Origin of the sequence: Micromonospora sp. NPDC000121 (assembly GCF_042899165.1) — a bacterium.
In the GTDB taxonomy this organism is placed as follows: domain Bacteria; phylum Actinomycetota; class Actinomycetes; order Mycobacteriales; family Micromonosporaceae; genus Micromonospora.
Genome location: NZ_JBIAZP010000006.1, coordinates 61,802 through 86,154 on the forward strand (window position 1 = coordinate 61,802; position 24,353 = coordinate 86,154).

General features: G+C 74.4%; 24 protein-coding genes. 15 read left to right on the top strand and 9 right to left on the bottom strand.

Annotated features, from left to right (window positions below; translation table 11 throughout):
- Position 1: 1 nt before the first annotated feature.
- Entirely contained in the window at positions 2 to 433 is a 432-nt protein-coding gene (locus ACFY23_RS18555; protein ID WP_387036427.1) for a winged helix-turn-helix transcriptional regulator, read from the top strand.
- Here ACFY23_RS18555 and ACFY23_RS18560 read toward each other — a convergent pair.
- Entirely contained in the window at positions 430 to 1,629 is a 1,200-nt protein-coding gene (locus ACFY23_RS18560; RefSeq protein ID WP_350684903.1) for an NAD(P)/FAD-dependent oxidoreductase, read from the bottom strand. The genes ACFY23_RS18555 and ACFY23_RS18560 overlap by 4 nt on opposite strands.
- 57 nt (positions 1,630 to 1,686) lie before the next feature.
- Between ACFY23_RS18560 and ACFY23_RS18565 the strand changes: the two genes are divergently transcribed.
- The 3 genes from ACFY23_RS18565 (at position 1,687) to ACFY23_RS18575 (ending at position 5,243) form a co-directional block, all read left to right on the top strand.
- On the top strand, positions 1,687 to 2,289 hold the full coding sequence (locus ACFY23_RS18565; protein ID WP_350684902.1) for a PadR family transcriptional regulator: 603 nt from the start codon (positions 1,687 to 1,689) through the stop codon (positions 2,287 to 2,289).
- 171 nt (positions 2,290 to 2,460) lie between these two features.
- Positions 2,461 to 3,006 carry a helix-turn-helix domain-containing protein gene (locus ACFY23_RS18570; protein WP_350684901.1) on the top strand — a complete coding sequence of 182 codons (546 nt, stop codon included), beginning with the start codon at positions 2,461 to 2,463 and terminating at the stop codon, positions 3,004 to 3,006.
- Between the two features lie 38 nt (positions 3,007 to 3,044).
- A complete protein-coding gene (locus tag ACFY23_RS18575; protein WP_350684900.1) occupies positions 3,045 to 5,243 on the top strand; it encodes an MMPL family transporter in 2,199 nt (732 codons plus the stop codon).
- Between the two features lie 128 nt (positions 5,244 to 5,371).
- Here the strand turns inward: ACFY23_RS18575 and ACFY23_RS18580 are convergent, their stop codons facing one another.
- Complete coding sequence (locus ACFY23_RS18580; protein ID WP_350684899.1) at positions 5,372 to 6,628, bottom strand: erythromycin esterase family protein; 1,257 nt, start codon at positions 6,626 to 6,628, stop codon at positions 5,372 to 5,374.
- Between the two features lie 219 nt (positions 6,629 to 6,847).
- Here ACFY23_RS18580 and ACFY23_RS18585 point away from each other — a divergent pair, with 219 nt between their 5' ends.
- Complete coding sequence (locus ACFY23_RS18585) at positions 6,848 to 7,039, top strand: DUF2795 domain-containing protein (RefSeq protein WP_350684898.1); 192 nt, start codon at positions 6,848 to 6,850, stop codon at positions 7,037 to 7,039.
- A gap of 76 nt (positions 7,040 to 7,115) precedes the next feature.
- Here ACFY23_RS18585 and erm read toward each other — a convergent pair whose 3' ends face one another.
- Together erm and ACFY23_RS18595 are read right to left on the bottom strand one after the other, a co-directional pair.
- Positions 7,116 to 7,913 (bottom strand): ErmE/ErmH/ErmO/ErmR family 23S rRNA (adenine(2058)-N(6))-methyltransferase, encoded by a 798-nt coding sequence (erm, locus tag ACFY23_RS18590; protein ID WP_350684897.1) that lies wholly within the window; start codon positions 7,911 to 7,913, stop codon positions 7,116 to 7,118.
- 460 nt (positions 7,914 to 8,373) lie between these two features.
- Positions 8,374 to 9,279, bottom strand: a complete 906-nt coding sequence (locus tag ACFY23_RS18595) for a Gfo/Idh/MocA family oxidoreductase (RefSeq protein ID WP_350684906.1) — start codon at positions 9,277 to 9,279, stop codon at positions 8,374 to 8,376.
- A 186-nt stretch (positions 9,280 to 9,465) separates the two neighbouring features.
- Between ACFY23_RS18595 and ACFY23_RS18600 the strand changes: the two genes are divergently transcribed.
- A complete protein-coding gene (locus ACFY23_RS18600) occupies positions 9,466 to 9,861 on the top strand; it encodes a hypothetical protein (protein ID WP_350684896.1) in 396 nt (131 codons plus the stop codon).
- Entirely contained in the window at positions 9,854 to 10,273 is a 420-nt protein-coding gene (locus ACFY23_RS18605) for a hypothetical protein (RefSeq protein ID WP_350684895.1), read from the top strand. The genes ACFY23_RS18600 and ACFY23_RS18605 overlap by 8 nt, the downstream gene beginning before the upstream one ends.
- 69 nt (positions 10,274 to 10,342) lie before the next feature.
- Here the strand turns inward: ACFY23_RS18605 and fabG are convergent, their stop codons facing one another.
- Complete coding sequence (gene fabG / locus ACFY23_RS18610; protein ID WP_350684894.1) at positions 10,343 to 11,101, bottom strand: 3-oxoacyl-ACP reductase FabG; 759 nt, start codon at positions 11,099 to 11,101, stop codon at positions 10,343 to 10,345.
- Between the two features lie 143 nt (positions 11,102 to 11,244).
- On the opposite strand from fabG, the gene ACFY23_RS18615 reads away from it, so the two are divergent.
- Positions 11,245 to 12,837, top strand: coding sequence for a DUF4139 domain-containing protein (locus ACFY23_RS18615; RefSeq protein ID WP_350684893.1), 1,593 nt, complete (start codon positions 11,245 to 11,247; stop codon positions 12,835 to 12,837).
- A gap of 49 nt (positions 12,838 to 12,886) precedes the next feature.
- On the opposite strand, the gene ACFY23_RS18620 is transcribed toward ACFY23_RS18615, so the two are convergent.
- Positions 12,887 to 14,539, bottom strand: coding sequence for an alpha-amylase family protein (locus tag ACFY23_RS18620; protein ID WP_350684892.1), 1,653 nt, complete (start codon positions 14,537 to 14,539; stop codon positions 12,887 to 12,889).
- 88 nt (positions 14,540 to 14,627) lie between these two features.
- Here ACFY23_RS18620 and ACFY23_RS18625 point away from each other — a divergent pair, with 88 nt between their 5' ends.
- Positions 14,628 to 15,230: a DUF1349 domain-containing protein gene (locus ACFY23_RS18625; RefSeq protein ID WP_350819518.1), complete on the top strand. Its 603-nt coding sequence runs from the start codon at positions 14,628 to 14,630 to the stop codon at positions 15,228 to 15,230.
- A gap of 88 nt (positions 15,231 to 15,318) precedes the next feature.
- Positions 15,319 to 15,990 carry a DedA family protein gene (locus ACFY23_RS18630; protein ID WP_350680224.1) on the top strand — a complete coding sequence of 224 codons (672 nt, stop codon included), beginning with the start codon at positions 15,319 to 15,321 and terminating at the stop codon, positions 15,988 to 15,990.
- 161 nt (positions 15,991 to 16,151) lie between these two features.
- Here the strand turns inward: ACFY23_RS18630 and ACFY23_RS18635 are convergent, their stop codons facing one another.
- The 3 genes from ACFY23_RS18635 to ACFY23_RS18645 form a co-directional block, all read right to left on the bottom strand.
- Entirely contained in the window at positions 16,152 to 17,564 is a 1,413-nt protein-coding gene (locus ACFY23_RS18635) for a carbohydrate-binding protein (protein ID WP_350680226.1), read from the bottom strand.
- Between the two features lie 72 nt (positions 17,565 to 17,636).
- Complete coding sequence (locus ACFY23_RS18640; RefSeq protein ID WP_350680228.1) at positions 17,637 to 18,386, bottom strand: membrane protein insertase YidC; 750 nt, start codon at positions 18,384 to 18,386, stop codon at positions 17,637 to 17,639.
- A 96-nt stretch (positions 18,387 to 18,482) separates the two neighbouring features.
- Positions 18,483 to 18,776, bottom strand: coding sequence for a DUF6412 domain-containing protein (locus ACFY23_RS18645; protein WP_350680230.1), 294 nt, complete (start codon positions 18,774 to 18,776; stop codon positions 18,483 to 18,485).
- 299 nt (positions 18,777 to 19,075) lie between these two features.
- Between ACFY23_RS18645 and ACFY23_RS18650 the strand changes: the two genes are divergently transcribed.
- From ACFY23_RS18650 to ACFY23_RS18670, 5 genes are all read left to right on the top strand, one after another.
- Positions 19,076 to 19,543 carry a hypothetical protein gene (locus tag ACFY23_RS18650; RefSeq protein WP_350680232.1) on the top strand — a complete coding sequence of 156 codons (468 nt, stop codon included), beginning with the start codon at positions 19,076 to 19,078 and terminating at the stop codon, positions 19,541 to 19,543.
- A gap of 38 nt (positions 19,544 to 19,581) precedes the next feature.
- Entirely contained in the window at positions 19,582 to 19,932 is a 351-nt protein-coding gene (locus ACFY23_RS18655; protein ID WP_350680301.1) for a hypothetical protein, read from the top strand.
- Between the two features lie 273 nt (positions 19,933 to 20,205).
- Positions 20,206 to 21,354 carry a glutamate--cysteine ligase gene (locus ACFY23_RS18660; RefSeq protein WP_350680234.1) on the top strand — a complete coding sequence of 383 codons (1,149 nt, stop codon included), beginning with the start codon at positions 20,206 to 20,208 and terminating at the stop codon, positions 21,352 to 21,354.
- 13 nt (positions 21,355 to 21,367) lie between these two features.
- Positions 21,368 to 22,747, top strand: a complete 1,380-nt coding sequence (locus tag ACFY23_RS18665) for an FAD-dependent oxidoreductase (RefSeq protein WP_350680236.1) — start codon at positions 21,368 to 21,370, stop codon at positions 22,745 to 22,747.
- A gap of 149 nt (positions 22,748 to 22,896) precedes the next feature.
- Positions 22,897 to 24,315, top strand: coding sequence for a WGR domain-containing protein (locus tag ACFY23_RS18670; protein ID WP_350680238.1), 1,419 nt, complete (start codon positions 22,897 to 22,899; stop codon positions 24,313 to 24,315).
- Positions 24,316 to 24,353: the final 38 nt, after the last annotated feature.

Genomic DNA, 24,353 nt, shown 5'->3' on the forward strand with positions numbered 1-24,353 from the left:
GATGTCCCAGGGAAACACCGATGTGTCCGTGGACCGGACACAGGCGTGCGCGGCCGACAACGCGCCCTTCACCCCCGGCCAGGCCAAGGCGTGCACCGTCCGTGAGGTGCTCGACCGGGTGGGTGGCAAGTGGAGCATCGGCATCCTGGTCGCCGCCTCCCAGGGGCCGGTGCGCTTCACCGAGCTGGAGCGCACGGTGGAGGGGATCAGCCGCCGGATGCTCACCCTGACCCTGCGCAACCTGGAACGCGACGGCCTGCTGCGCCGGACGGTCTATCCGACCGTGCCGCCGAAGGTCGAGTACACCGCCACCCCGATCGCGCTGGAGCTCTACGACTCGCTGGTCGCCCTGACGAGCTGGGCCGAGCGGCACCGCGACGCGATCGCCGAGGCGCGCGTCGCGTACGACCGGGCGCACGGGGAGGCGGGCTAGGCGACCACCTTGGCGTCCCAGTCGACGTGGTGGTCGTAGAGCCAGGCCAGTGACGCCCCGCCGTCGCGGGCCACCCGACGGGCGAACAGCGGCAGCGCGGCGTCCCGCAGCATTCGCCCCAGCGGCCCGAGTGCCTTGGTGCCGCTGGTCCGCCGCCCCTGGGCCACCACCCGCTCGACCCGCTTCCGGCGCAGCCGCTCGTACGCCCCGAACGCCTCCGCCACGTCGGGCAGGTCGCGCAGGCAGCGCGCCAACTGCACCGCGTCCTCGAACGCCATCGCGGCGCCCTGGCCGGAGGAGGGGGCGGCGGTGTGGGCGGCGTCGCCGATGATCACCATCCGGTCCCGGTGCCAGACGGGCACCGAGGGCAGGTCGTAGGTGGGCCAGCCGTACTCCATCCGGTCGGTGGCGTCGATGATCCGCAGCGCCGGCCCGGCGTCCTCGGCGAACAGGGCGCGCAGCCGGGACCGCCAGTCCTCGGCGTCGATCGCGGCGAGCTGCGCCGGGGTCAGCTCGGTGGGCTGCGGCGGGTTGGCGAACCACCAGACCTCGTCCCCGCCCACGGCGATCCAGCAGAAGAAGCAGCGCTTCCCGAAGACCATGTTCATCAGCCCGGGCTCGCCGCCGAGCCCCGGGAGCCGGGTGAACCCGCCGGCGTTGAGCAGCGGCACGTAGCGGGGCGCCGGGGCCGCCGGGTCGATCACCTGGCGGGTCCGCGAGCGCAGCCCGTCCGCCCCGACCAGCAGGTCTCCCTCGGCGGTCCGGCCGTCGGCGAACCGGGCCCGCACTCCCGAGCCGGTGGGCTCCGCGTCGACCAGGCGCGCGCCGTGCGCGATCGGCACGCCCCGGCGGACCGCCTCGTCGCGCAGGGCCCGGTAGAGGTCGGAGCGGCGGACCGTCGTGCTGCCCGAGCCGCGGGTGCGGGTGCCGCTGGTGCCGAACTCCGCCAGCCGGCGCCCCCGGTGGTTGTGCAGCGCCATCCGCGGGGTCGGGTGCCCCAGCCCGGTGACCAGGCCGTCCAGCCCGACCGCGCGCAGCGCGTCGACGCCGTTGACGGAGAGGGTGAGGAACGCGCCGACGCCGACCGCGTCGCGCTCGTACGCCTCGAACACCACCGGCTCGATGCCGGCGCGCTGGAGCGCCATCGCCGCGACCGGGCCGGCGATGCCGCCCCCGATGATCAGAGCTTTAGTCATTAGATGACTATACATATTTTGACTATCGGCAGGAAGGCCGTCACCTAAGGTGAGGGCATGGCTGCCCGCGCACAGCGCCGCTCCCCGCTGGCGATGATGGTGTTGGCGCTGCTGGTCGAGGAGCCGATGCACGCGTACCGGATGCAGCAGGTGATCCGGGAGCGCGACAAGCAGGACGTGGTCAACGTCGCGCAGCGCAACAGCATCTACCAGACGATCGAGCGCCTGCGGCGCGAGGAGCTGATCCGGGTCAGCCGCACCGACCGGGACGAGGGCCGCCCGGAACGCACCGTCTACGAGCTGACGGACGCGGGCCGCCGGACGCTCGACGGGTGGCTGGCGGACGCGCTCGCCGCTCCCGCCCGCGAGTTCCCCGAGTTCCCGGCGGCGCTGTCCTTCCTGCCGATCCTCCCGCCCGCCGAGGCGGCCCGGCAGCTCGAACGCCGGGTCGAGGTGCTGACCGCCCGGCTGCGCGAACGCGAGGCCGTGCTGGCCGCCGTCGAGCTGCCCCGGCTCTTCCTCGTCGAGGACGAGTACCGGCTGGCCATGATGCGGGCCGAGCTGGCCTGGGTCCGCGCGCTCGTCGCCGACCTGCGCGCCGGGACGCTCACCTGGAGCGGCGAGTGGCTCGCCGACTGGACCGGCGACGAGCCGGCCTGACGCCGCACGCCCCTCGGAAACCCGAGCAGACGCCACACGCGCCCCCCTCGAAGACCGCCGAGCGGACGCCACACCCCGACCACCTGTGGGGAACGCCACGCCTTCGATCTGACCGATCGGTCAGGGTCTGACCGATCGGTCAGGCATGCTGGTTCGAGGAGGTGGACCGGCATGGTGCGGGTGGTACCGGAGACACGCGACGACATCCTCACGGCGGCGGCGCGACGCTTCGCGGTGACCGGCTACCGGGGTACCTCGTTACAGGACATCGCCCGCGAGGTGGGCTGCTCCAAGGCGGCGGTGCTCTACCACTTCGCCAACAAGGAGGCCATCCTCACCGAGCTGATGGCCCAGCTCGTCGAGGTCCTCCAGGCGCTCGACGAGCGGATCGCCGCGCACCGGGGGGCGGCGGCCCAGCGGGTGGCCGCCGAGGGCTTCGTCGACCTCGCGGTCCGGTTCCGGCGCGAGATCGCCCTGCTCCGGGGCGAGTTCTCGGAGTTGCTGAACCAGCCCGCCTTCGCGCACATCCAGCGGATCTCCGAGCGGCTGGTCGACGCGGTCGCCGGGCACCCGGAACGCCCCTCCGCCCGGATCACCGCGCTGGTGCTGCTCGCCGGCATCGCGGAGACGTGCGGCGAGTTCGCCGACGTACCCGACGAGGAGCTGCGAGCCGCCCTGCTGGCACTCGTACGACGGGCGCTGGAGCCCGTCGACTGACTCGTTCCCACCATCCACAACCGAGGGACAAGGAACTCATGGCGACCCTGCTCTACCGGCTCGGCCGGGCCTCGATGCGCCGGCGGCGACTCGTCGCGGCGATCTGGCTCGTCGTACTCGTCGGACTCGGCCTCGCCGCCGCGACCCTGCGCGGCCCGATGGCGGACAACTTCACCATGCCCGGCACGGAGTCGCAGCGCGCCCTGGACCTGCTCGCCGAACAGTTCCCGGCGGCCAGCGGCGCGACCGGCACCATCGCGGTCAAGGCACCTGCCGACGGCGCGCTCGGCAGCCCGCAGGGGCAGGCCGCGGTGAAGGAACTCACCCAGGAGGCGGCGACGCTGCCCGGGGTGGTCGGCGCCGTCGACCCGTTCCAGGTGGGGGCGGTCTCTCCCGACGGCCGGTACGCGCTGGTCCAGGTCCAGTTCGCCACCCGCGCCGACGAGGTGACCGACGCCCAGCGCGACGCGTACGAGCGGGTCGGTGCGCGGGCCGAGGCCCAGGGTTGGCAGGTCGCGCCCGGCGGCGAGGTGCTCAACGCCGTGCCGGAGGTGGGCTCGACCGAGGCGATCGGTGTCGCGATCGCCGCGATCGTCCTGGTGGTCACGTTCGGGTCGCTGGTGGCGGCCGGGATGACGATGCTGAACGCCCTGATCGGCGTGGGCGTCGGCATGGCGGGCCTCTTCGCGCTGAGCAGCGTGGTCGACCTGACCAGCACCGCCCCGATCCTCGCCCTGATGCTCGGCCTCGCGGTGGGCATCGACTACTCGCTGTTCATCACCTCCCGCTACCGGCAGAACCTGATCGAGGGGCTGCCGGCGGACGAGGCGGTGGGCCGCGCGGTGGGCACCGCCGGCTCGGCCGTGCTCTTCGCCGGGGCCACCGTGGTTATCGCGCTGGCCGGCCTGGCCGTGGTCAACATCCCGTTCCTGACCGTGATGGGTCTGGCCGCCGCCGCCACGGTCACCGTCGCGGTGCTGGTCGCAATCACGCTCCAGCCCGCCCTGCTCGGCTTCGCCGGCCGCCGGGTGCTCCCCCGCAGGCTGCGCTCGTCGGTGCCGGCCGGGGCGGTCGACGGCACCGCGGCGCCAGCGGCCGAGGACCGGTCCGGGCTCGGGTTCCGCTGGGCGCGCGCCGTCACCCGGTTCCGGATCCCCGTCATCCTGGTCGGGCTGCTCGGGCTGGGCCTGCTCGCGCTGCCCACGCCGGACATGCGGCTGGCGCTGCCCGACGCCGGCACCGCGCCGGTCGGCTCGCCCGCCCGGGAGTCCAACGACCTGATCACCGAGGGCTTCGGGCCGGGCTTCACCGGCCGCCTCGCGGTGGTGGTCGCCGGGGACACCCCGCAGGCCACCTCGGCCGCCGTCCCGCAGGTCACCGCGCTGATCCAGCGCACCGAGAACGTCCTCGCGGTGGCCCCGCCGCAGCTCAGCCCGGACGGCCGCACCGCGCTGCTCGGCGTGGTGCCGAAGACGGGGCCGACCGACGAGGCCACGGAGACCCTGGTCAACGACGTCCGGGGCGCGGTCGGCGGGTTCCGCGACGTGGACGTGCTGCTGACCGGCGCGACCGCCATCGGCATCGACGTCTCCGAGAAGCTCTCCGACGCCCTGCCGGTCTACCTGCTGCTGGTGGTCGGGCTCTCGGTGCTGCTGCTGATGCTGGTCTTCCGCTCGCTGCTGGTGCCGGTCAAGGCGGCGCTGGGCTTCCTGCTCACCGTCGCCGCGACGTTCGGCATCACCGTGGCGGTGTTCCAGCAGGGCAACCTCGCCGACCTGGTCGGCCTGGACACGCCCGGGCCGCTGGTCAGCTTCCTGCCGATCCTGCTGATCGGCATCCTGTTCGGCCTGGCGATGGACTACGAGGTCTTCCTGGTCTCCCGGATGCGGGAGGACTTCGTGCACGGCGACACCGCGCAGCAGGCGACCATCAACGGGATGGGGCACGGGGCCCGGGTGGTCACCGCCGCCGCCCTCATCATGATCTCGGTGTTCGGCGGCTTCGTGTTCCTCGACGACCCGGTGATCAAGTCGATGGGCTTCGCGCTCGCGATCGGCGTCGCCATCGACGCGTTCGTGGTGCGGATGACCATCGTGCCGGCGGTGATGTCGCTGCTCGGCCGGGCAGCGTGGTGGCTGCCCCGGTGGCTCGGCAGGGCCCTGCCGAACGTCGACATCGAGGGCGAGGGCCTGCGCGCCCACCTCGACGACAAGGCCCCGGTGACTCCACGCGCCTGACCCCGCCCGACCCGCCGATCATGCGGTTGTGGTGCCCCGCGCAACGGCGAAGCCGATGCGAATGGACACCACAACCGCGTGATCGCGGAACAGGGGCAGGGCGGGGTCGCCCGCGCCGCGTCGGCCGGTCAGACGCCGGCCGGGTAGGTCTCCATCTCGCCGGGTGCGGTCAGGGCGGGCAGCGGGTGCAGGGCGGTGGTCTCGTCGCACCAGACGAAGGCGTCGTACCGCTCCCCCAGCCGGGTCGGCACGTAGTTGCCCCACGACTCGAACGACGGGTCGTAGACCACCCCGATCGCCCGGTGGTCGGCGGTGTCGGTGACCCAGCCCGGCTGGTCGGGGCCGCCGAAGACGAGCACCGCCCGCTCCGGCATCAACTCGTGCAGCCGGCGCTCGACCGAGCCCGGGCGGGCCGGCGGCACCACCATCGCCTCGGCCGGCGATCCCCAGCGCGGCGCGGCGATCACCGTGCCCCGGTAGCTGCCGAAGCCGACCAGGACCACGTCGTCGGCCCCGTGCCGCTCGCGGGCCAACTGACCGATGTTGATCATCCCGTCGGCGGCCATGTCGGTGGCCCGGGCGTCCCCGATGTGCGTGTTGTGCGCCCAGACGACACCCCGCGAGCCCGGGCCGTAGCGGTCCAGCAGTCGGTCCAGCGTGTCCGCCATGTGGGTGTCCCGGACGTTCCACGACTCCGGGCCGCCCCCGACCATGGCCCGGTAGTAGCGCTCCGCGCCGGCCACCACCTCCGCGTTCTGCCAGGCCGAGAAGCTGTCCGCGCCGTCCGCGGCGGCCTGTTCGCGGGTACGCGCCAGCAACCGGACGACCTCCTCCTCGCACCGGGCGGAGACGAACCGGCTGGCCATGCCGTACTCCTCGACCCGCTTGCCGTACGGCTCGAAGCAGCGGTACGCGTCCTGCGCCGCCTCCAGCGACGCCGGGTCCTCCTCGCCGAGGTAGTCGAAGATCGCCTGCATCGACTCCCACAGGCTGTAGACGTCCAGGCCGTGGAAGCCGGCCCGGGCGTCCTCGGGCCGCTCGACGTTCCACGCCCGCAGCCAGGTGCAGAACCGGGACACCTCGGCGTTCGCCCACATCCAGGTCGGCCAGCGCTCGAAGCGTTCCAGCGCGACGCGCGGCTCGGTGGCCCCGCCCGGGGCGCCCGTCACGGATCGGTGCACCCGGTCGCAGTCGGGCCAGTCCCCCTCCACGGCGACGAAGGAGAAACCGCACTCGGCGATCAGCCGACGGGTGAGCTGTTCGCGCAGCCGGTAGTAGTCGTAGCTGCCGTGCGTCGCCTCCCCGATCATCACGATCCGGGCGTCCCGGACGCGTTCCAGCAACGGGTCGAAGTCGCTCGGCGCGCCGAGCCGCTGAACCAGCATGCGGGCGGCTACCCGGCGTGTCGCCGGGCAAACCGCCGGCGGTCGGCCGACGCCCCGCCGGGCCCGCGCGACCTGGGCCGCGCGGGGCCGGGCCGGAACCGGCTGGGAACGGGACCCGGGCGGGACACGAAGGCCGGACCTGAACGGGCGCGGGGGGTGGGGGGGGGACCCGGGCGGCACGGGCGGTGTGCCCGCGGGCTGAGCGGGTAGCCCGTCGGCATGACCGTCACCGGCGTGCAGTTGCAGGAGTACCTGGCCGGGCTCGACTACCCGGTCTCCCGGGAGGACCTGGTCCGCTGGGGCCAGGAGAACGGGGTCAGCACGGAGATGCTCCAGATGCTCCGGTCCCTGCCGATGGAGGAGTTCGACTCCCCCGCCGAGCTGAGCGAGGCCCTGAACACGTTGGCCTGACAGGACCCTGAGCACGCCGGCCTGACCCGGGGCCCCGAACACGCCGGCCGGACCTCGGCACGACCGCCGCCCCGGCTCACCGGGCGTGCAGCAGCCGGAACAACACCAGCCACTGTTCCGGCCAGACGTGCCCGACCGGGGTGGCCGGGTCGAGCCGCGTCGCCCGCAGCGCCGCCGACAGCCGCGCCCGCGGGTGGTGCCGGCCCAGCGAGGCCGCGAGCGAGCCGCCGACCCCGTCGAAGCCGATCTCCACCATCCGCCGGTACGCGGGCAGCGCCGCCGGGGTCAGCAGCGGCTCCGGCCGCCGCTCGACGCGCAGGATGCCGGCGTCCACCCGGGGCACCGGGCGAAACGCGGTGCGGGGCACCCGCCCGGCGAGCCGCCAGCCGAACTCCGGCCAGGTCAGCACGGTGAGCCGGGTCCACCGGCCGTAGTCGCCGCTGCGCCGGCGGGCGTACTCGAGTTGGGTGAGCAGGGTCGCCGCGCGCAGCTCCGGCGCGGCCAGGCACCACCGCACCACGGCCGAGGTGAGCGACCAGGGGATGTTGCCGACCACGTCGAACTCCTCCGGCGGCGGCGTCGCGGTCAGGAAGTCGGCCTGCCGGTGGGTGACGTTCGGCAGGCCGGCGCAGACCCTGGCCAGCTCGGCGCCGGCGGCGGGGTCCACCTCGTACGCCGTCAGGTGCCGGCAGCGGGCGGCGAGCGGCCGGGTGAGCTGGCCCCGGCCGGCGCCCACCTCCAGCAGGAGCCGGTCGGGCCGGGGCCGGGCGGCGTGCACCAGCCGGGCGATCGCGGCCGGGTCGACGAGGAAGTTCTGGGAGAGTACGCGCCGGGAGCGGTCGCGTTCGGTTGCTCGGGTACGGCGGGGCGCCACGGGTCGTCGTCCTGTCTGTCGCCGTGCGGCGACGGGGCGGACAGGCAGCCGGAAGGGGGCCTGTCCGAGGGAAGGTGGACTCGGACGGCCCTGGGAGTGGCGCGGGCAACGTCGGATCGGCGGCGCACGGCGGCACACCACCGCTCGGCCGGGGGCCGGGGTGGGCGCGGCACACCACCCGGGCGGGGACCGGGGTGGCGCCGGCGGCGCTCACCTCCGGGGCGTCACCCGGGGCGGCGGGGCGGCGCCGGGGACCCGGGAAGGACCGGGCGGAGGGCGCCGTGCGTGCGGTGCGGGATCAGTCGCGGGTCGCGTCGGCCAGGGCCGGACGCCGGACTCGCGGGCGGGCCACCAGCAGTGGCCCGAGGGCGGCCGGCGTGCCGACCTCCTCGATCACAGCGTGCGCTGACATGCCCGCGACCCTAGCGCCGTGGTCGGCGACCGGCGACCGCTTTTCGCCTCAGGCCGGCACGTCGACGGTGCGGCCCTCGGCGCGGGCGGTCTCGGCGGCGGCGAGCACGGCGACGACCTCGCGGCCGAAGCGCACGTCGCAGCGGTGGTCCCGGGTGCCCGACCCGATCTCCTCCAGCAACTGGTCGATCGCCACCCCCAACGCGGTGGCCGAGTCGCCCTCGCCGGCCGGGACGGTCTCGACGCCGTTCTCGCCGTAGAAGACGAACTCCCGGCTCACCGCCTCCTGCGGGGCGTCCAGGGTCAGCGAGACGGTGCTCGTCGCGCCCCCGTCGTGGGTGAGCAGCAGGTGGACGAGCCCGCGCGGCCCGTCCATCGCGGCGACCCGGGTGACCCGGCCGAGCACCGGCAGGATGAGCGACAGCGCGTGCGGGCCGATGTCCCAGAGCGCGCCGTGCTGCCGCCGCCAGGGTGAGGCGCCGTAGGGGCTGCTCGGCTGGAAGATCGAGCCGAACCGGACCGCCTTCGCGGTGTGCCACCCGCCGACGGCGGCGGTCGAGGCCAGGAAGCCGACGATGTCCGGCTGGTAGCGGCCGGTGAAGAAGACCACCGAGGCGACGCCGGCCGCCTGCGCGGCGTCGACCACCCGGTCGGCGTCGGCGACGGTCAACGCGAGCGGCTTGTCCAGCAGCAGGTGCCGCCCGGCGGTGGCCGCGCGGGCGGCGATGTCGGCCTGGACGTCCGGCGGGAGGGCCACCGCGACCGCGTCGCAGGCGTCGATCAGCGCGTCGACGTCGTCGAACGCCGGCACCCCGTAGCGCTCGGCCAGGCTGGCGGCCTTGCGCGGGTCGCGGCCCCACACCCCCGCGAGCGTCGCCCCTGGATGCGCGTGCAGCGCCGCGCCGTGCGTCTCCGCCGCCCAGTGACCGGTGCCGAACAACCCGAACCGCACCACGAGAACCCCCACCGTCGTCGTCGCGCCACGGCAGCACCCCGCGGCCCCGGTCCACGCTAGTCGCCCGCCCCGGCGCCCGCCCGCGTGACCGGGCCTATTCCGGATGTCCGGGGCGGCGGGTGCCGGGGTGTACTACGCGGGTTAGTAGGCTGTGCCGGTGACCGAACCGAGCCCCGGGTGGCCCCGATGACCAGCGCAGCCTCGGCCGGTTCGCCGGTGGACGGGCTCCTCGCGACCGCCTCGATCGTGCTCTCGCTCCTCGTCGCCGCCTGGGCCCTGGTGGCGACGCTGCGGCAGCGCGCCCCGGACCGGGTGCAGTTCGCCGGCCTGGCCCTGCTGGAGGCGGCGCTGCTCGTGCTCGCGGTGGTGGCGGGCGTCGCCCTCGGCGGCGGCGAGCGCCCCGGCGAGCCGGGCGCCTTCTTCGGTTACCTGGCGACCCTGGTCTGCCTGCCGCCGCTGGCCTGGGTGCTGGCGCGGATGGAGCCCACCCGCTGGGGCTCGGCCATCGTCTGCGCGGTCTGCCTGGTCACGCCGGTGGTCGTCGTACGGCTGCAGCAGACGTGGGAGGTGCTGGGTGGCTGAGGTGCGGGCCCCGGAGCGCAAGCGGACCAACGCCGGCCCGGGGCGGCTGCTGATCGCGGTCTACCTGCTCTTCGCGATCGCCGCCACCAGCCGTGCCGGCCTCCAGATCGCCACAAGGTTCGACGAGGCCCCGGTGGCGTACCTGCTCTCGGCGCTCGCCGCGGCCATCTACATCGTCGCGGCGGTGGGGCTGGCGCGCGCGGGTGCCGCCGGCCGTCGCGTCGCCCTGGCGTGCTGCACGGTGGAGCTGGCCGGGGTGCTCGGCGTCGGCATCCTCAGCGTGGCCGACCCGGAGCTGTTCCCGGACGAGACGGTCTGGTCGCGGTTCGGCAGCGGGTACGGCTACATCCCGCTGGTCCTGCCGGTGCTCGGCCTGATCTGGCTCTGGCGCACCCGCAGATCCCCCTCCTGACCCACTCCGGCCCCCACCCCTCGACCTCGGGTGAGGCCCCGAAGGGGTGGGGGTGGGCGGGACGAGGGGTCAGTCCTTGGGGCCGCCGGCGACGTAGATGACCTGGCCGGAGACGAACGACGCTCCCTCGCTGGCCAGGAACGAGATGGTGTGGGCGACGTCCTCGGGGCGGCCGGTACGACGGACCGGGATCTCCGCCGCCGCGTGCTTCTGGAGGTCGTCGAAGTCGACCTTCATCCGGGCGGCGGTGGCGGCGGTCATGTCGGTGACGATGAAGCCGGGCGCGACGGCGTTGACGGTCACCCCGAACGGACCCAGCTCGATGGCGAGCGTCTTGGTGAAGCCCTGGAGGCCGGCCTTCGCGGCGGAGTAGTTCGCCTGGCCCCGGTTGCCCAGCGCGGAGGTGCTGGAGAGGTTGACGATCCGGCCCCACCTCTGCTCGACCATGTGCTTCTGGGCGGCCTGGCTGAACAGGAACGCGCCGCGCAGGTGCACGCCCATGACCGTGTCCCAGTCGGTGTCGCTCATCTTGAACAGCAGGTTGTCGCGGAGCACGCCGGCGTTGTTCACCAGCACGGTCGGCGCGCCCAGCCCGGCGGCGACCCGCTCCACGGCCGCCTCGACCTGGCCCCGGTCGGACACGTCCGCGCCGACGCCGAGCGCCCGGCCACCGGCGGCGGCGATCGCGTCCACGGTCTCCTTGGTCGCCGCCTCGTCGATGTCGACCACCGCGACCGCGAGGCCGTCGGCGGCCAGCCGGCGGGCGGTGGCCGCCCCGATCCCCCGCGCCGCCCCCGTGACGATGGCGACCCGCTGCTCCTCCGACATTCCTACCTCCCGGTAACTTCCGCTGGACCGGAGGAGCTTAACCCAGGCGTACGCCGCGCCGGCCCGGCGCGGGACGCCCGTCCTGCCGACACCCCGCCACCGCCTGCCGGGGTTACGAGCAGGGTTCGACTACCGTCGCCGCCGTGAACACAGTGGAGATCGAAGCGCCGGTCGTCGGTGTCACCGTCTACCCGGACCGGGCCCGGGTCACCCGCCGGGGCAGCACCCGGTTGGCCGCCGGTGAGCACCGGGTACGGGTCGCGCCGTTGCCGCTGGGCCTGCGGCGGGACTCGCTACGGGTCGGGGGCCGGGGCGCGGTCACCGTGCTCGGCGTGGACGTGACGGCGTGGCGGCAGGCACGCAGCGCCGACGGGCAGGTCCGCGAGCTGGAGCAGCGGCGCCGGGAGCTGGCCGACGAACTGGCCGAGGTCGACGACGCGGCCGAGATCGAGGCGCAGCGGGGCGAGTTCATCGGCCGGCTGGCCGAGCGGGCCGGCGGCACGTACGCCCGCGCCCTGGCCTCCGGCGACGCCGCCCCGACCGACGTGGCCACCTTCGCCGACTCGGTGGCCGGCCAGCTCGCCGACTCCCGCGGCCGGCGGCGCGCGCTGGCCCGTCGGCGTACCGACCTGACCGAGGAACTGGCGGCGGTCGAGCGGCAGTTGACGGCCGCGAACGGCAAGCGGGAACCGGACCGGCTGGCCGCCGAGGTGACCGTGTCGGTGGACGCCGACGACGCCGAGCTGGACCTGGAGCTGACCTACCTGGTCGACGGGGCCCGCTGGCAGCCCTCCTACGACCTGCGGCTGGTCGACGACACCATGACCGTCACCTGGTTCGGTCTGGTCAGCCAGGACACCGGCGAGGACTGGCCGGAGTGCGAACTCCAGCTCTCGACCGCCCGGCCGGCTGCGGCGACCCGCGTACCCGAACTGTCGCCCTGGTATCTCGACCGGGTCCGGCCGGCACCGCCACAGCCGGTGATGAGGGCGGCGAGCTTCGGCGCGATGCCGCCGCCCCCGGCGCCCGGCGCGGCGCCGGCCGCCGCGGCCGGCGCCGCCCGCTCCGGCCCGCCGGAGGCCAGGATGCGGGAGAGCGTCGCGACGGTCGAGCAGGGCGTCACCGCGGCCACCTACCGGCCGGCCCGCCCGGTCGCGGTGCCGGCGGACGGCAGCGCGCACCGGACCACCATCGCCGTGCTGGACCTGCCGGCCCGGCTGGACCACGTGACCGTGCCGGTCCGCGCGGCCGAGGCGCACCTGCGTGCGACGGTCCGCAACACCTCGGCGCACACGCTGCTCCCGGGCCCGGCGGCGGTCTTCCACGGCGCCGACTTCGTCGCGGCCACCCGGCTGCCGACGTGGGCGCCCGGCGAGGAGACCGAACTGGCCCTCGGGGTGGACGACCGGGTACGGGTGGAGCGGAAGCTGGGCCGGCGTGCCGACACCCGGGCCACGCTCGGCTCGACCCGGCGGCGGGAGGTGGAGTACCGGATCAGCGTGGCCAACCACACGCCCCAGGCCGCGACCGTGGAGGTACGCGACCAGCTCCCGGTGTCCCGCGACGAGGCGGTGGTCGTCCGGGAGGCCACGGTCGTCCCGCCGCCGGCCGAGCGCACCGAGCTGGGCGAGCTGACCTGGCGGCTGCGGCTCGGCCCGGGCGAGAGCGGCGAGATCACCATGGGCTTCCGGGTCGAGATCGCCAAGGGCGTCGAACTGGCCGGCTGGCGGGAGTGACCGGTCGCCCGCCGAGGTGGCGCAGGCGGCGGGCGACCGGGCACCCGGGTTAGGAAGAGCGACCGCGGCAGAGGCGGATCCACCGGTATCCGTAGCCGGCCAGCTTGAGGCGGTCCAGCTTGCCCACCCCGCCGTAGTTGCGGTCGGCGAGGACGTCGACGGGGAGGTCCGCCTCCGGCTCCAGCATGCTCAGGTCCACCTCCGCGTCGGAGGTGCCGAGGTTGTGCAGGAAGACCATCGTCCCGGTCCGCCCGTCGGCCCGGTGCGCCAGGACGCCCAGCGGCATCGCCACGTCGATGTGCGTGGTCGAGCCGGAGCCCACCTCGGGGGCCTCGCGGAGCGTACGGATCATCCGCTCGAACCAGGCGAGCAGCGACTTCGGGTCGCTGCGCTGGGCGGTCACGTTGACCTTCTCGTAGCTGAAGTCACCCTTGTCGATCACCGGGCGGACCAGCTTCTCCGGGTCGGCCGTCGAGAACCCGGCGTTCGGCTGGTACGACCACTGCATCGGGGTGCGGATCGCCTCCCGGCCGGGCAGCGACAGGTCCTCCCCCATGCCGATCTCCTCGCCGTAGCGCAGCACCGGCGTGCCGCGCAGCGAGAACTGGAGCGAGTACGCCAGCTCGATGCGCCGGCGGTCGTTGCCGAGCATCGGGGCGAGCCGGCGGCGGATGCCCCGGTCGTAGATGCGCATGTTCTCGTCGGGGCCGAACTCCGCGTACACCTGGTTGCGCTGTTCGGCGGTGAGCCGGGACAGGTCGATCTCGTCGTGGTTGCGCAGGAAGGTGGCCCACTGCCCGCCCTCGGGCAGCGCGGGGGTGTCCCGCAGCGCCTCAATGATCGGCTCCGGGTCCTGTCGGGCCAGGGCCAGCATCAGCCGCCCGTTGAGCATGAAGTCGAAGAGCATGTGCAGGCGGTTCGACGAGCCGCCGGCGTCGGCGAAGAAGGTCGGCAGTTGGTCGGGCTCCACGTTGGCCTCGGCGAGCAGGACGGCGTCGCCCCGGCGCCACTGCACGTGCTGGCGCAGCTCGGTGAGGAAGTCGAAGTCCTTCGGGGAGTTCGGGTTGCCCGCCTCGGTCAGCTCGATGATGAACGGCACGGCGTCCATCCGGAAGCCGGAGACGCCGAGCTGGAGCCAGAACGACACGATCTTCTTGATCTCCTCGCGCACCTTCGGGTTCGCGAAGTTGAGGTCCGGCTGGAACTTGTAGAACCGGTGGTAGAACCAGGACTTGGCGGTCCGGTCGTAGGTCCAGGTCTCGTTCTGCTCGCCGGGGAAGACCATGCCCTGGTGGCGGTCGTCCGGCTCGTGGTCGGACCAGACGTACCAGTCGCGGTACGGCGAGTCCGGCGAGGAGCGGGCGGACTGGAACCAGGGGTGCTCGTCCGAGGTGTGGTTCACGACGAGGTCGATGATCACCCGGATGCCGCGGTTCTGCGCCTGGTGCAGCAGCTCCGCGAAGTCGCCGAGGGTGCCGAAGCGCGGGTCGACGTTGTAGAAGTCGGTCGCGTCGTAGCCGTCGTCGCGGTTGGGCGACGGGTGGATGGGGTGCAGCCAGAGGCAGGTGACGCCCAGCCGGGCGAGGTAGTCGAGTCGGCCGATCAGGCCCCGGATGTCGCCGACGCCGTCGCCGTCGGAGTCCGCGTACGTGTCGATGTCGAGGCAGTAGACGACGGCCTCGGAGTACCACCTGTCAGCCATGCCTGGCTTATGTCTCCGGTCCCCGCGCCCGGCAAACACGGCAGCGGGCGGCGGCGCGTGGACCCGGGCCGGCGGTACGGTCGCCGGCATGGGAGACGGAGTGCGTACGGTCGACTGGGCCGAGGGCGAGTGGTGGAACGAGCCGGTACGGGTAGAGCGGGGGCCGGCCGGCGAGTTGCTGGTGGAACCGGCCGGGGGCAGCGACCTGTGGCGGCACACCTCGTACGGCTTCGTGCACGACGACGCCCCGGCGTTGCTCGCGCCGCTGCCCGTCGGCGACGCGGTGGAGGTGGCCTTCCACCTGGACTACGGCGCGCAGTTCGACCAGGCCGGCGCGCTGGTGCGGGTGGACGAGCGGAACTGGGTGAAGGCCGGGGTGGAGGTCAGCGACGGCCTGCCGCAGGTCGGCGCCGTGGTGACCCGGGAGGTGTCCGACTGGTCGGTCGCCCCGGTGCCGGAGTGGGCCGGTCGGGAGGTCGCCGTGCGGGTGAGCCGCGACCGGGACGCGCTCACCGTGCGGGCCCGGGCCGACGGCGAGCCGTGGCGGCTGGTCCGGCTCGCCCCGCTGCCGCCGGAGGTGGCGGCGACGGCCGGGCCGTACTGCTGCTCCCCCAGCCGGGCGGGGCTGCGGGTCCGGTTCACCGGCTGGCGGCGGGGGCCCGCCGACGCGGCGCTGCACCCGGAGGGCTGAGCCGGGGTGGTTCCGGACACGGACAGGTGTGACCGGCGGGTCGCCGGGTAGAGGAATCTGATCCCCCGGACCCGGCGAAAGGATCGCGATGGCACTCGCCGAAAACGTCGACCCGACCCGGCTCGGCGGGCTGACCGGATGGGTGGCGGGGGTCATCGACGCAGCCGGCGCGTTCGGCGTGGCGCTGCTGGTCGCCCTGGAGAGCATCATCCCGCCGATCCCGAGCGAGATCGTCCTGACGATGGCCGGCTACCTGGCCGGCGAGGGACGGTTCAACGTGGTGCTGGTGGTGCTCGCCGCCACCGCCGGCTCCCTGGCCGGGGCGCTCGTCCTCTACTGGCTGGGCGCCGCGGCCGGCGAGGACCGGCTCAAACGCTGGCTCGACAAGCTGCCGCTGATCGACCGGAAGGACCTGGAGAAGGCGGACCGCTGGTTCGAGCGGCACGGCCGCTGGGCGGTGCTCTTCGGCCGGATGGTCCCGGTGGTGCGCAGCCTGGTCTCCATCCCCGCCGGGGCCAACCGCATGCCGCTGTCCGAGTTCGTGGCCTTCACGACGCTGGGCAGCGGCGTCTGGAACTCGCTCTTCGTCGGCCTGGGCTACGCCCTCGGCTCGCGCTGGCAGCAGGTCGAGCAGTACAGCAACTGGTTCGACTACGGCATCATCGCCGCGTTCGTGGTGATGGTCGTCTGGTGGGCGGTGAAGAAATCCCGCCGCCGCCGTGCCCGCCGCGGCGACCGCGCCGACGCCGCCACCCGCTGAACCCGGCCCCGCCGGCCTGCCGGCCCCGGCCAGCAGGCCGCGGCCGGTGTGGCCGGGGCCGCCGGGTCCGGCCGGCAGGTCGAGGCCGCCTGGTCGGGCCCGCCTGGTCCGGGGCGGTCGGGCGGGAGCCCGGGCGGCGAGGGCCCGGGCTCCCCCCCGGCTCAGCGGCGGAAGGTGAACCAGTTGACGTTGACGAAGTCGGCGGGCTGGCCGCTGGTGAAGGTCAGGTAGACCGTCCGGCGGCCGGTCGGGCCGGCGACGTTGCCGGGCACCGAGCGCCAGCTCTGCCAGCCACCCGTGTTGGCGATCGCGAAGCTGCCGATCGGCGGGCCGGTCGGGCTGTCCAGCCGGACCTCCACCAGGCCGCTGACCCCGCCCGCCGCGCCGGAGGCGACCCGGGCGACGAAGTCGCGCGGCGGGGTGGCGCCGAACTCGACGTTGTCGAAGCGCACCCAGTCGCCGTTTCGCAGCGCGCCGATGTTCTGGCCGCCCTCGGCGCACGCCTCGACGATCACCCCGTTCTGCGCGTTGAACGACTCCGCCTGGATGGTCGCGTACGCGTCCCGCACCCCGCCGGGAGGCGGGGTCGTCGGCGGCGGGGTGGTGCCGCCGCCCCGGCTGTAGACGGCCACGTAGTCGACCAGCATCGGCCGGCCGGGGACGGTGGCGGCCGTCGGCGTGGCCGAGCCGGCGACCCCGTTCGGGAAGGCCCCGCCCATCGCCACGTTCAACAGCAGGAAGTAGCCGGCGTGGCCGGTCATCTGCGACCAGTACGGCTCGCCGATCCGGGACTGGCTGACGGTGTGGTAGAGCTGACCGTCGACGTACCAGCGCAGTTGTTGGGGGCTGACCGAGGCGTCCCACTCGAACCGGTAGGTGTGGAACGCCGACTGGCAGGTGCTGCCGGGGCAGGCCCGGGAGGCGCCGATTCCGTTGAACTCGTCGCACGGCCCGCCGGGGGCCACGCCGCAGTGCAGCACGCCCCAGACCGAGTTGATGCCGTTGACGTTCTCCATCACGTCGAACTCGCCGATGCCCGGCCAGTTCTGGTAGTTGCCCCGGTAGGGCGAGCCGAGCGCCCAGAACGCCGGCCAGTAGCCGGCCGCCTGGGCCCCGGTCACGTTCGGCATCTGAATCCGGCCCTCGATGGCGAGCACACCGCCGGACGGCGGCTTGAAGTTGCTGCGTACGGTCTCGATGCGGGCGGAGGTCCAGCGGCCGGAGGCGTCGCGCAGCGGGGTGATCCGCAGGTTGCCGCCGCCGTCGTGGCTGACGTTCGCGGTGCTGTCGGTGTAGGTCTGGATCTCACCGGTGCCCCAGTTGGGCGGGCCGCCGGGGTAGCTGGTGCCGGTGTCGATGATCCAGTTCGCGGCGGACGGCAACGTGCCGGCCGCGCCGGTGAAGTCGTCGCTCCACACCAGACTCCAGCCGGGCGCGGGCGCCGGCACGGCGGCGTTCGCGGTCACGGTCACCCCGGCCAGGGCGGTGGTGGCGACGACGGCGAGCAGGGCCGACGCCAGGGCCGGCCGGCGTCGTCGGGGCGGGGCGGCGGGTGCCGCCTGGGCAGGTGTCATCGGATGTGCCTCTCTGCGGGGACGGGCGAGAGAGCGCTCTCTCAGGAGTTGTACGTGCCGATCCGACAGATGTCAATGTCGATCGATGTCCGCCGGTGCGGCCTGCGGGCGGCGCAGCACCGCCTGCTCCAGCGCCGACCAGGCGGTCGTGGTGACCAGGTAGATCACCGCGGCCAGCGGCAGCACGAGCGCCACCAGCACGGTCGCGTACGGCAGCAGCGGCAGCAGCCGGCCGAGCACGGCCGCGCCCGGCCCCTCCGTCGGCGTACCGGCCACGGTGCCGGTGGCCGCCGCTGCGCGACGCATCCGCCGGGACGTCCACCACGCGAGGGCGAGCAGGGCCGCCAGCAGGACGCCGAACAGCGGCAGCACCGCGCCGCCCAGGCCGTCGCCGAGGTGGTGGCCCAGCGGCACCCCGGCGAGCCGCTCGGCTAGCAGCCCCGTGCCGCCGTCGGCGGTGCTGAAGAGCCGGTACATGACCAGCAGGACCGGCGCCTGGAGCAGCGCCGGCAGGCAGCCGGACACCGGGCTGGCGCCGTTGGCCCGGTAGAGCGCGAACAGTTCGCCCTGCAACCGGGCGGGATCGTGCGCGTACCGCCGCTGGAGGTCACGGACCTCGGGGGCGAGCGCCGCGCGACGCCGCTCCCCGCGGACCTGCGTGAGGGTCAGCGGCGAGATCAGCAGCCGGACGGCCACGGTGAGGACGACGATCGCGGCGGCGGTGGCCGCGCCGCCGGCCAGCGGTTCGAGCAGGGTGGTGAGCCAGGAGAGCGCGCTGCCGGCGGCGCCGACGGCGTCGTGCAGTGGTGCGAAGGCGAGCATGGTGACCCCTCGGTCCGATTCCGGGTGACGCCCGGCGGGACGACAGGGCGTCGCCGGGCCTCGGGTGACGGCGGAATCGGCCGCGCGGCGGCGGCGCTACGCGGCCGAGGGAAGGGCCCCGGGCGCCCGGGGACGGGGACGCCCGGCAGCGTCCGGGTCGACCTGCCGGGGCACCCGGCGACGGCGGGCCCGGGCCCGCAGGGCGGCGGTACGGCCGGCCCGGGGAGCGCCGACGCCGCCCGCCCCGTGCAGCGCGAGCACGACGGCGAGCAGCACGACGGCGGCCAGCGCGGCCCCGGCGAGCAGGCCGGCCGGACGGTCGGCGAGCAGGGTCAGGTGGGTGAGCGCGTACGCCCACGTCCCCAGCACGATCCGCCACGCTGTCGGCACGCCGACCAGCCTAGGGCCCGCTGTCACGCCGCGACACCGAACCGCGCTGACCTGCGGTTTTACGACAAATCCGGGGTGGACGGAGCCTCCGTGGGAGTGGTACGACTTGGAAATCGACCGGCCAACGCCGGCCTGTCGTCACTCCCGGTCACCGATGCGCCGCCCGACCCGTCGGGCAGGCCGCCAGGCCGACCGGGCCAGCGGGAGCGGGCCCTCCCGGCACACCCCGGCACTGCCGGGCGCCCGCCCGGCCCGACGAGCCGCCTCGACGAGGTGGTGGGCCATCACAAGGAGCCGCCGTGCTTCACCACCGCATCCCCCACCGGCACCAGCCCTTCGAGATCGCCGTCATGGCGATCGCCCCCGTCTGCGGGGCCCTCCTGATCACCCTCGGCGTCCGGCCGCAGTCGGTGGAGATGGCGATGCCGGGCCCCATCCAGGTGGGGTGGGAGTACGGCCTCGTCGTCGCCGGCGTCGCCGGGCTGCTCGGCATCTTCTGGCCCGGCAGGCTCTCCACCGCCCTCGGCATCGAGCTCGCCTCGGTGCTGATGCTCGGCACGATCACCGGCATGTACGCCGTCGCCGTGGCGGTGGTCGCCGGGCAGCAGGGAGTCGCCGCGACCTCCTTCGTCGGGGCGGTGGCCATCGGTTCGGGCTGGCGCGCCGCGCAGATCGTGCGCGACCTGCGCGCCCTCACCAGGGCCGCCCAGGCGGCCCAGCCCGCCGGGCTGGGCGGCGGCGCCGTCTCCGCTGGAGGTGGGACGTGAACCTGTCCGCGCCGAGCGCACCGCAATGGGTGCAGGTCCTGCTCTCCGTCCTCGGGGTCCTCGGCGGCGCCGGGGGTCTCGCCGCCATCGCGACCGTCGTCGTGCAGCGCGGCAAGTTCAAGGCGGACGCCGCCGACACCCTCACCGACGCCGCCCTCACGCTGGTGCAGCCGCTGCGCACCCGGGTCGCCGAGCTGGAGGAGGCCGCCCTGGCCACCCGGGCGCAACTCGACGCGACCCGCGAACAGGTGCAGCAGCTCCGGGCCACGGTCTGGGACCTGCGTAGGACGCTGGACCGGTGGCGCGAGGCCATCCTGGCCCAGGACGCGACCCTGCGCCGGGTCCGGGCCATGGTGCAGGACGGCGAGGACGGCCCCCGACGACGGTGACGCCCGGCCGGTGCGGACGGCCGGTCACCAGCAGGGCAGTCGCGCTCGGATCGGCCGGACGGCCGGCGCGGACGGCTGCCGGCGACGGCTACCGCGGCCTGCCGCCGGCGACGCCGGCCGGTGCGGCGGCCGAGGGTGTCAACCGGCTCGCACGCGACGGGCGACACGCCGGTCGACGCGCCGAGCCGCGTTTCCCGGCGTCGGCACGGTGGGTAACCACTGGCCGACCCGGCGCGGACGGACCGTGACCGGCGCGAACGGACGGTGGTGACGATGACCGGCCAGGTGGCGGAGGCCCCGAGCGCGACGGTCGAGGGGACGGATCTGCTCACGGTGGGTGTCGAGGAGGAGTTCCTGCTCGCCGACCCGCACACCGGGGCCGCGGTGCCCGCCGTCGACCTCGTCCTTGAGCAGGTGCCGCCCGAGCTGCGCGGCCAGGTGGAGCGGGAGTTCCAGACCAGCCAGATCGAGATCGGCAGCCCGCCCGGCCTGGAACTCTCCTCCATCCGGCACTCCCTCGGCGTGCTGCGGACCGCGCTCGCCGACGCGGCCGAGCGGGCCGGCGTACGGCTGCTCGCCATCGGCACCGGACCCGTGGACGGGCCGGTGCCGCCGGTGGTCGACAAGCCCCGCTTCGACCGGATGGTCGAACGGTTCCGCCTGCTGGTCCCCGGCCCCGGCAACAACGGCATGCACGTACACGTCGGGGTGCCCGACCCGGAGACCGGGGTGCAGGTGCTCAACCACGTCCGGCCCTGGCTGCCGGTACTGCACGCGGTGACCGTCAACTCCCCGTTCGCCAAGGGCGAGGACACCGGGTACGCGAGCTGGCGGTCGATCGAGTGGGAGCGCTGGCCGTCGGTGGCGCCCACCCCGTTCCTGGAGTCGCACGAGCACTACGAGCGGCTGATCCGGCAGCTCATCGCCAGCGGCGTGATGCTCGACGAGGGGATGCTCTACTGGTACGCCCGGCTGTCGGCCAAGTACCCGACCGTGGAGATCCGGATCGGCGACGTCTGCCCGTCCGTGGACGACGCGGTGCTCGTCGCCGCGCTGGTCCGGGCCATGGTGGCGACCGCGCTCGACGACATGGCCGCCGGCCGGCCCGCCATCCGGACCGACCACCACCTGCTGGTCGCCGCGCACTGGCGCGCGGCGCACGACGGGTTGGAGGGCGACGGCGTCGACCTCACCGACGGGGAGCTGCGCCCGGCGTGGGAGCTGTTCGACCAGCTCGTCGCGCGGCTGCGCCCGGCGCTGGAGCGGCACGGCGACCTGGCCGAGGTGACCGACCTGGTCGGCGGGCTGCGCCGGCACGGCAGCGGGGCGGCCCGGCAGCGCGCCGTCTTCGCACGCAGCGGCACGCTCGTGGACGTGGTCGCCGACGTCGCGCGACAGACCCGGGGGGCGGGTCGTCCGTGACAGGATGGTCCCCGTGGCGCAACGGCTGATCGTCATCGGTGGGGACGCGGCGGGCATGGCGGCGGCGTCCCAGGCACGCCGCCGCCGCGACCGCGGCGACCTGGAGATCGTCGCGTTCGAGCGCGGGCACTTCACGTCGTACTCGGCCTGCGGCATCCCCTACTGGATCAGCGGGCTGGTGCCGGAGCGGGACGAGTTGATCGCCCGCGACCCGGCGACGTTCCGGGAGAAGTTCGCCGTCGACGTCCGGATGCGGCACGAGGTGACCGCCATCGACCTCGACCGGCGCGAGGTGGTCGCGCGGGACCTCGGGGGCGGCGGCGAGGTCCGCGAGCGGTTCGACACCCTGGTGTACGCGACCGGCGCGGTGCCGACGAAGCCTGACTGGGCGCGTACCGACACCGGCGGGGTGTTCGGCGTGCAGACCCTCGACGACGGCGCGGCGCTGCGCGCCTGGCTGGAGTCCGAGCCCCGGCCGCGCCGGGCCGTCGTGGTCGGCGGTGGCTACATCGGCGTGGAGATGGCCGAGACGCTGATCCAGCGCGGGCTCTCCGTCACGCTGGTGGAGCAGGCCGAGCAGCCGATGTCCACCGTCGACCCGGACATGGCCGAGCTGGTCACGGACGCGATGCGGGGAATCGGCATCACCATCCGCACCGGCCTCACGGTGACCGGGCTGGAGGAGACCGACGGCCGGGTGTCCGCGGTGGTCACCGCCGAGGGCCCCATCCCGGCCGACCTGGTCGTGCTCGGCCTCGGCGTACGCCCCAACACCGCGCTCGCGGCGGCCGCCGGCCTGCCGCTGGGCGTCACCGGCGGGGTGCGGGTGGACCGCCGGATGCGGGTGCCCGGCGTGCCGGGCGTCTGGGCCGCCGGCGACTGCGTGGAGACCATGCACCGGGTCACCGGGATGCCGGTGCACGTGCCGCTGGGCACCCACGCCAACAAGCAGGGCCGGGTGGCCGGCATCAACATCGGCGGCGGGTACGCCACCTTCCTCGGCGTGATCGGCACCGCCGTCACCAAGGTCTGCGACCTGGAGGTGGGGCGCACCGGGCTGCGCGAGCGGGACGCCACGGCGGCCGGCTTCGAGTTCGTCTCGGTGATCGCGCAGTCGACCAACCGCGCCGGCTACTACCCGGGCGCCCGCCCGATGACGGTGAAGCTGATCGCGGAGAAGCCCAGCGGGCGGCTGCTCGGGGCGCAGATCGTCGGCTGGTCCGAGGCCGCGAAGCGGATCGACACGCTCGCGGTGGCGCTGTGGAACGGCATGACGGTGGACGACATGACCGCCCTCGACCTCGGCTACGCCCCGCCGTACGCCCCGGTGTGGGACCCGGTGCTGATCGCCGCCCGCAAGGCCGTCGACGCCCTGACCGCCTCCGCCCGGTAGGTGTCAGGAAGGGCCCCTTCCTGACACCCGAGGTTAGGAGGGGGCCCTTCCTCTCAAGCGGTCGGCCCTTGTCGGGGGTGGCGGTTACCGTGTGTCCGCTGTCGCCGCGCCGGCCACGTCGGGCCGGTCGCTGACCCCTCGGAGGCCCCATGTCGCAGGAGACGACCTACCTCGAACTGTCCGAAGTGGACGGTGCGCACAAGTTCTACGAGGTCGTGGTCGACGACACCGCGCTGACCGTCCGCTACGGCCGGATCGGCGACCAGGGGCAGGTCAAGACCACGGCGTACCCGGACAACGCCCGGGCCCGCGCGGCCGCCGCCAAGAAGATCGGCGAGAAGGTCCGCAAGGGCTACGCGCCAGCCGTGCGCGGCGTGCGGCAGAAGCGGGCCGTCTCCCGGCGACAGATCGTCAGCACCCGCTCCACCGCCCGCACCGCCCCGGTGCTGTGGCGCTACGACTCCGGCGCCCCGGCCTTCGGCATCTTCGTCGACGGGCAGAGCTGCATGGTCGGCAACGAGCGCGGGGTCATCACCACGCTCGACCACGACGCCCGCGTGCTCAACCAGGTCCGGCTGCCCGACGGGGTGAAGTGCATCGTCGCCGACGACGCCTGGATCTACGCGGGGTGCGACGACGGCAACGTCTACGACCTGTCCGGGAAGGTGCCCCGGGTGGCGTACGCGATCGCGCCCGACATCGACATCTACTGGCTGGACATCCACGACGGCGTGCTGGGTGTCTCCGACGCCGACGGCGGCATCGCCGCCGTCGACCACGAGGACGAATTCCTCTGGCGCCGATCGGGTCGCGGCCGGTCGGCCTGGATGGTGCGGTGCGACGCCGACGCGGTCTACCACGGCCACTCGCAGGGCGTCACCGGCTACGACTGGCGCACCGGGCAGGAGCTGTGGCACACCCGGACGGGTTCGGTGCTCTTCGGCTGGCAGGAGCCCGGCGCGGTGTTCGCCGGCACCGGCACCCGGGAGGTGGTACGGCTGGCGAAGGACGGCCGCACCGAGCGCACCTACCGGTGCGACGCACCGGTCTTCTCCTGCGCCACGGCCGAGGGCGGCCGGTTCGTCTTCGCCGGCGACAGCCAGTCCTCCATCTACTGCTTCGACGCGGCCGGCAACCGGCTGTGGAAGCTCGGCACCGGCTGCGGCTCGGCCTACTCGATGCAGTACCACGAGGAGCGGCTCTACGTGGTCACCACCAGCGGCTACCTGGCCTGCATCGACGCCAGCGAGCCGGCGATCCGGGCGGCGGAGGCCGGCAGCGTGCCGGAGGTGGTCGACGTCAAGGCCCCGCCCCGGATGCCGGAGCCGGCGGCCTGGACATCGGTGGAGGTGACCACCGACGACCGGTCCGGCGTGGTGGTGCAGTGCGTCGAGCAGGGCGGCCGGCTGCGCATCCACGTCCTCTCCGACGGGTACCGGCGGGACTGGTCGGTCCAGTTCCCGAAGGGCATCCGCGAGCCGGGCGCGCGCTACCTGGTCACCGAGGTCCGCGAGTCGGGTCGCGGTGGCTTCTACCGGGCGTACGGCGACATCCGCCGGCTGCGCTGAGATGCTCCGGTCCGGGGGCGGTGCGGGACCGCCCCCGG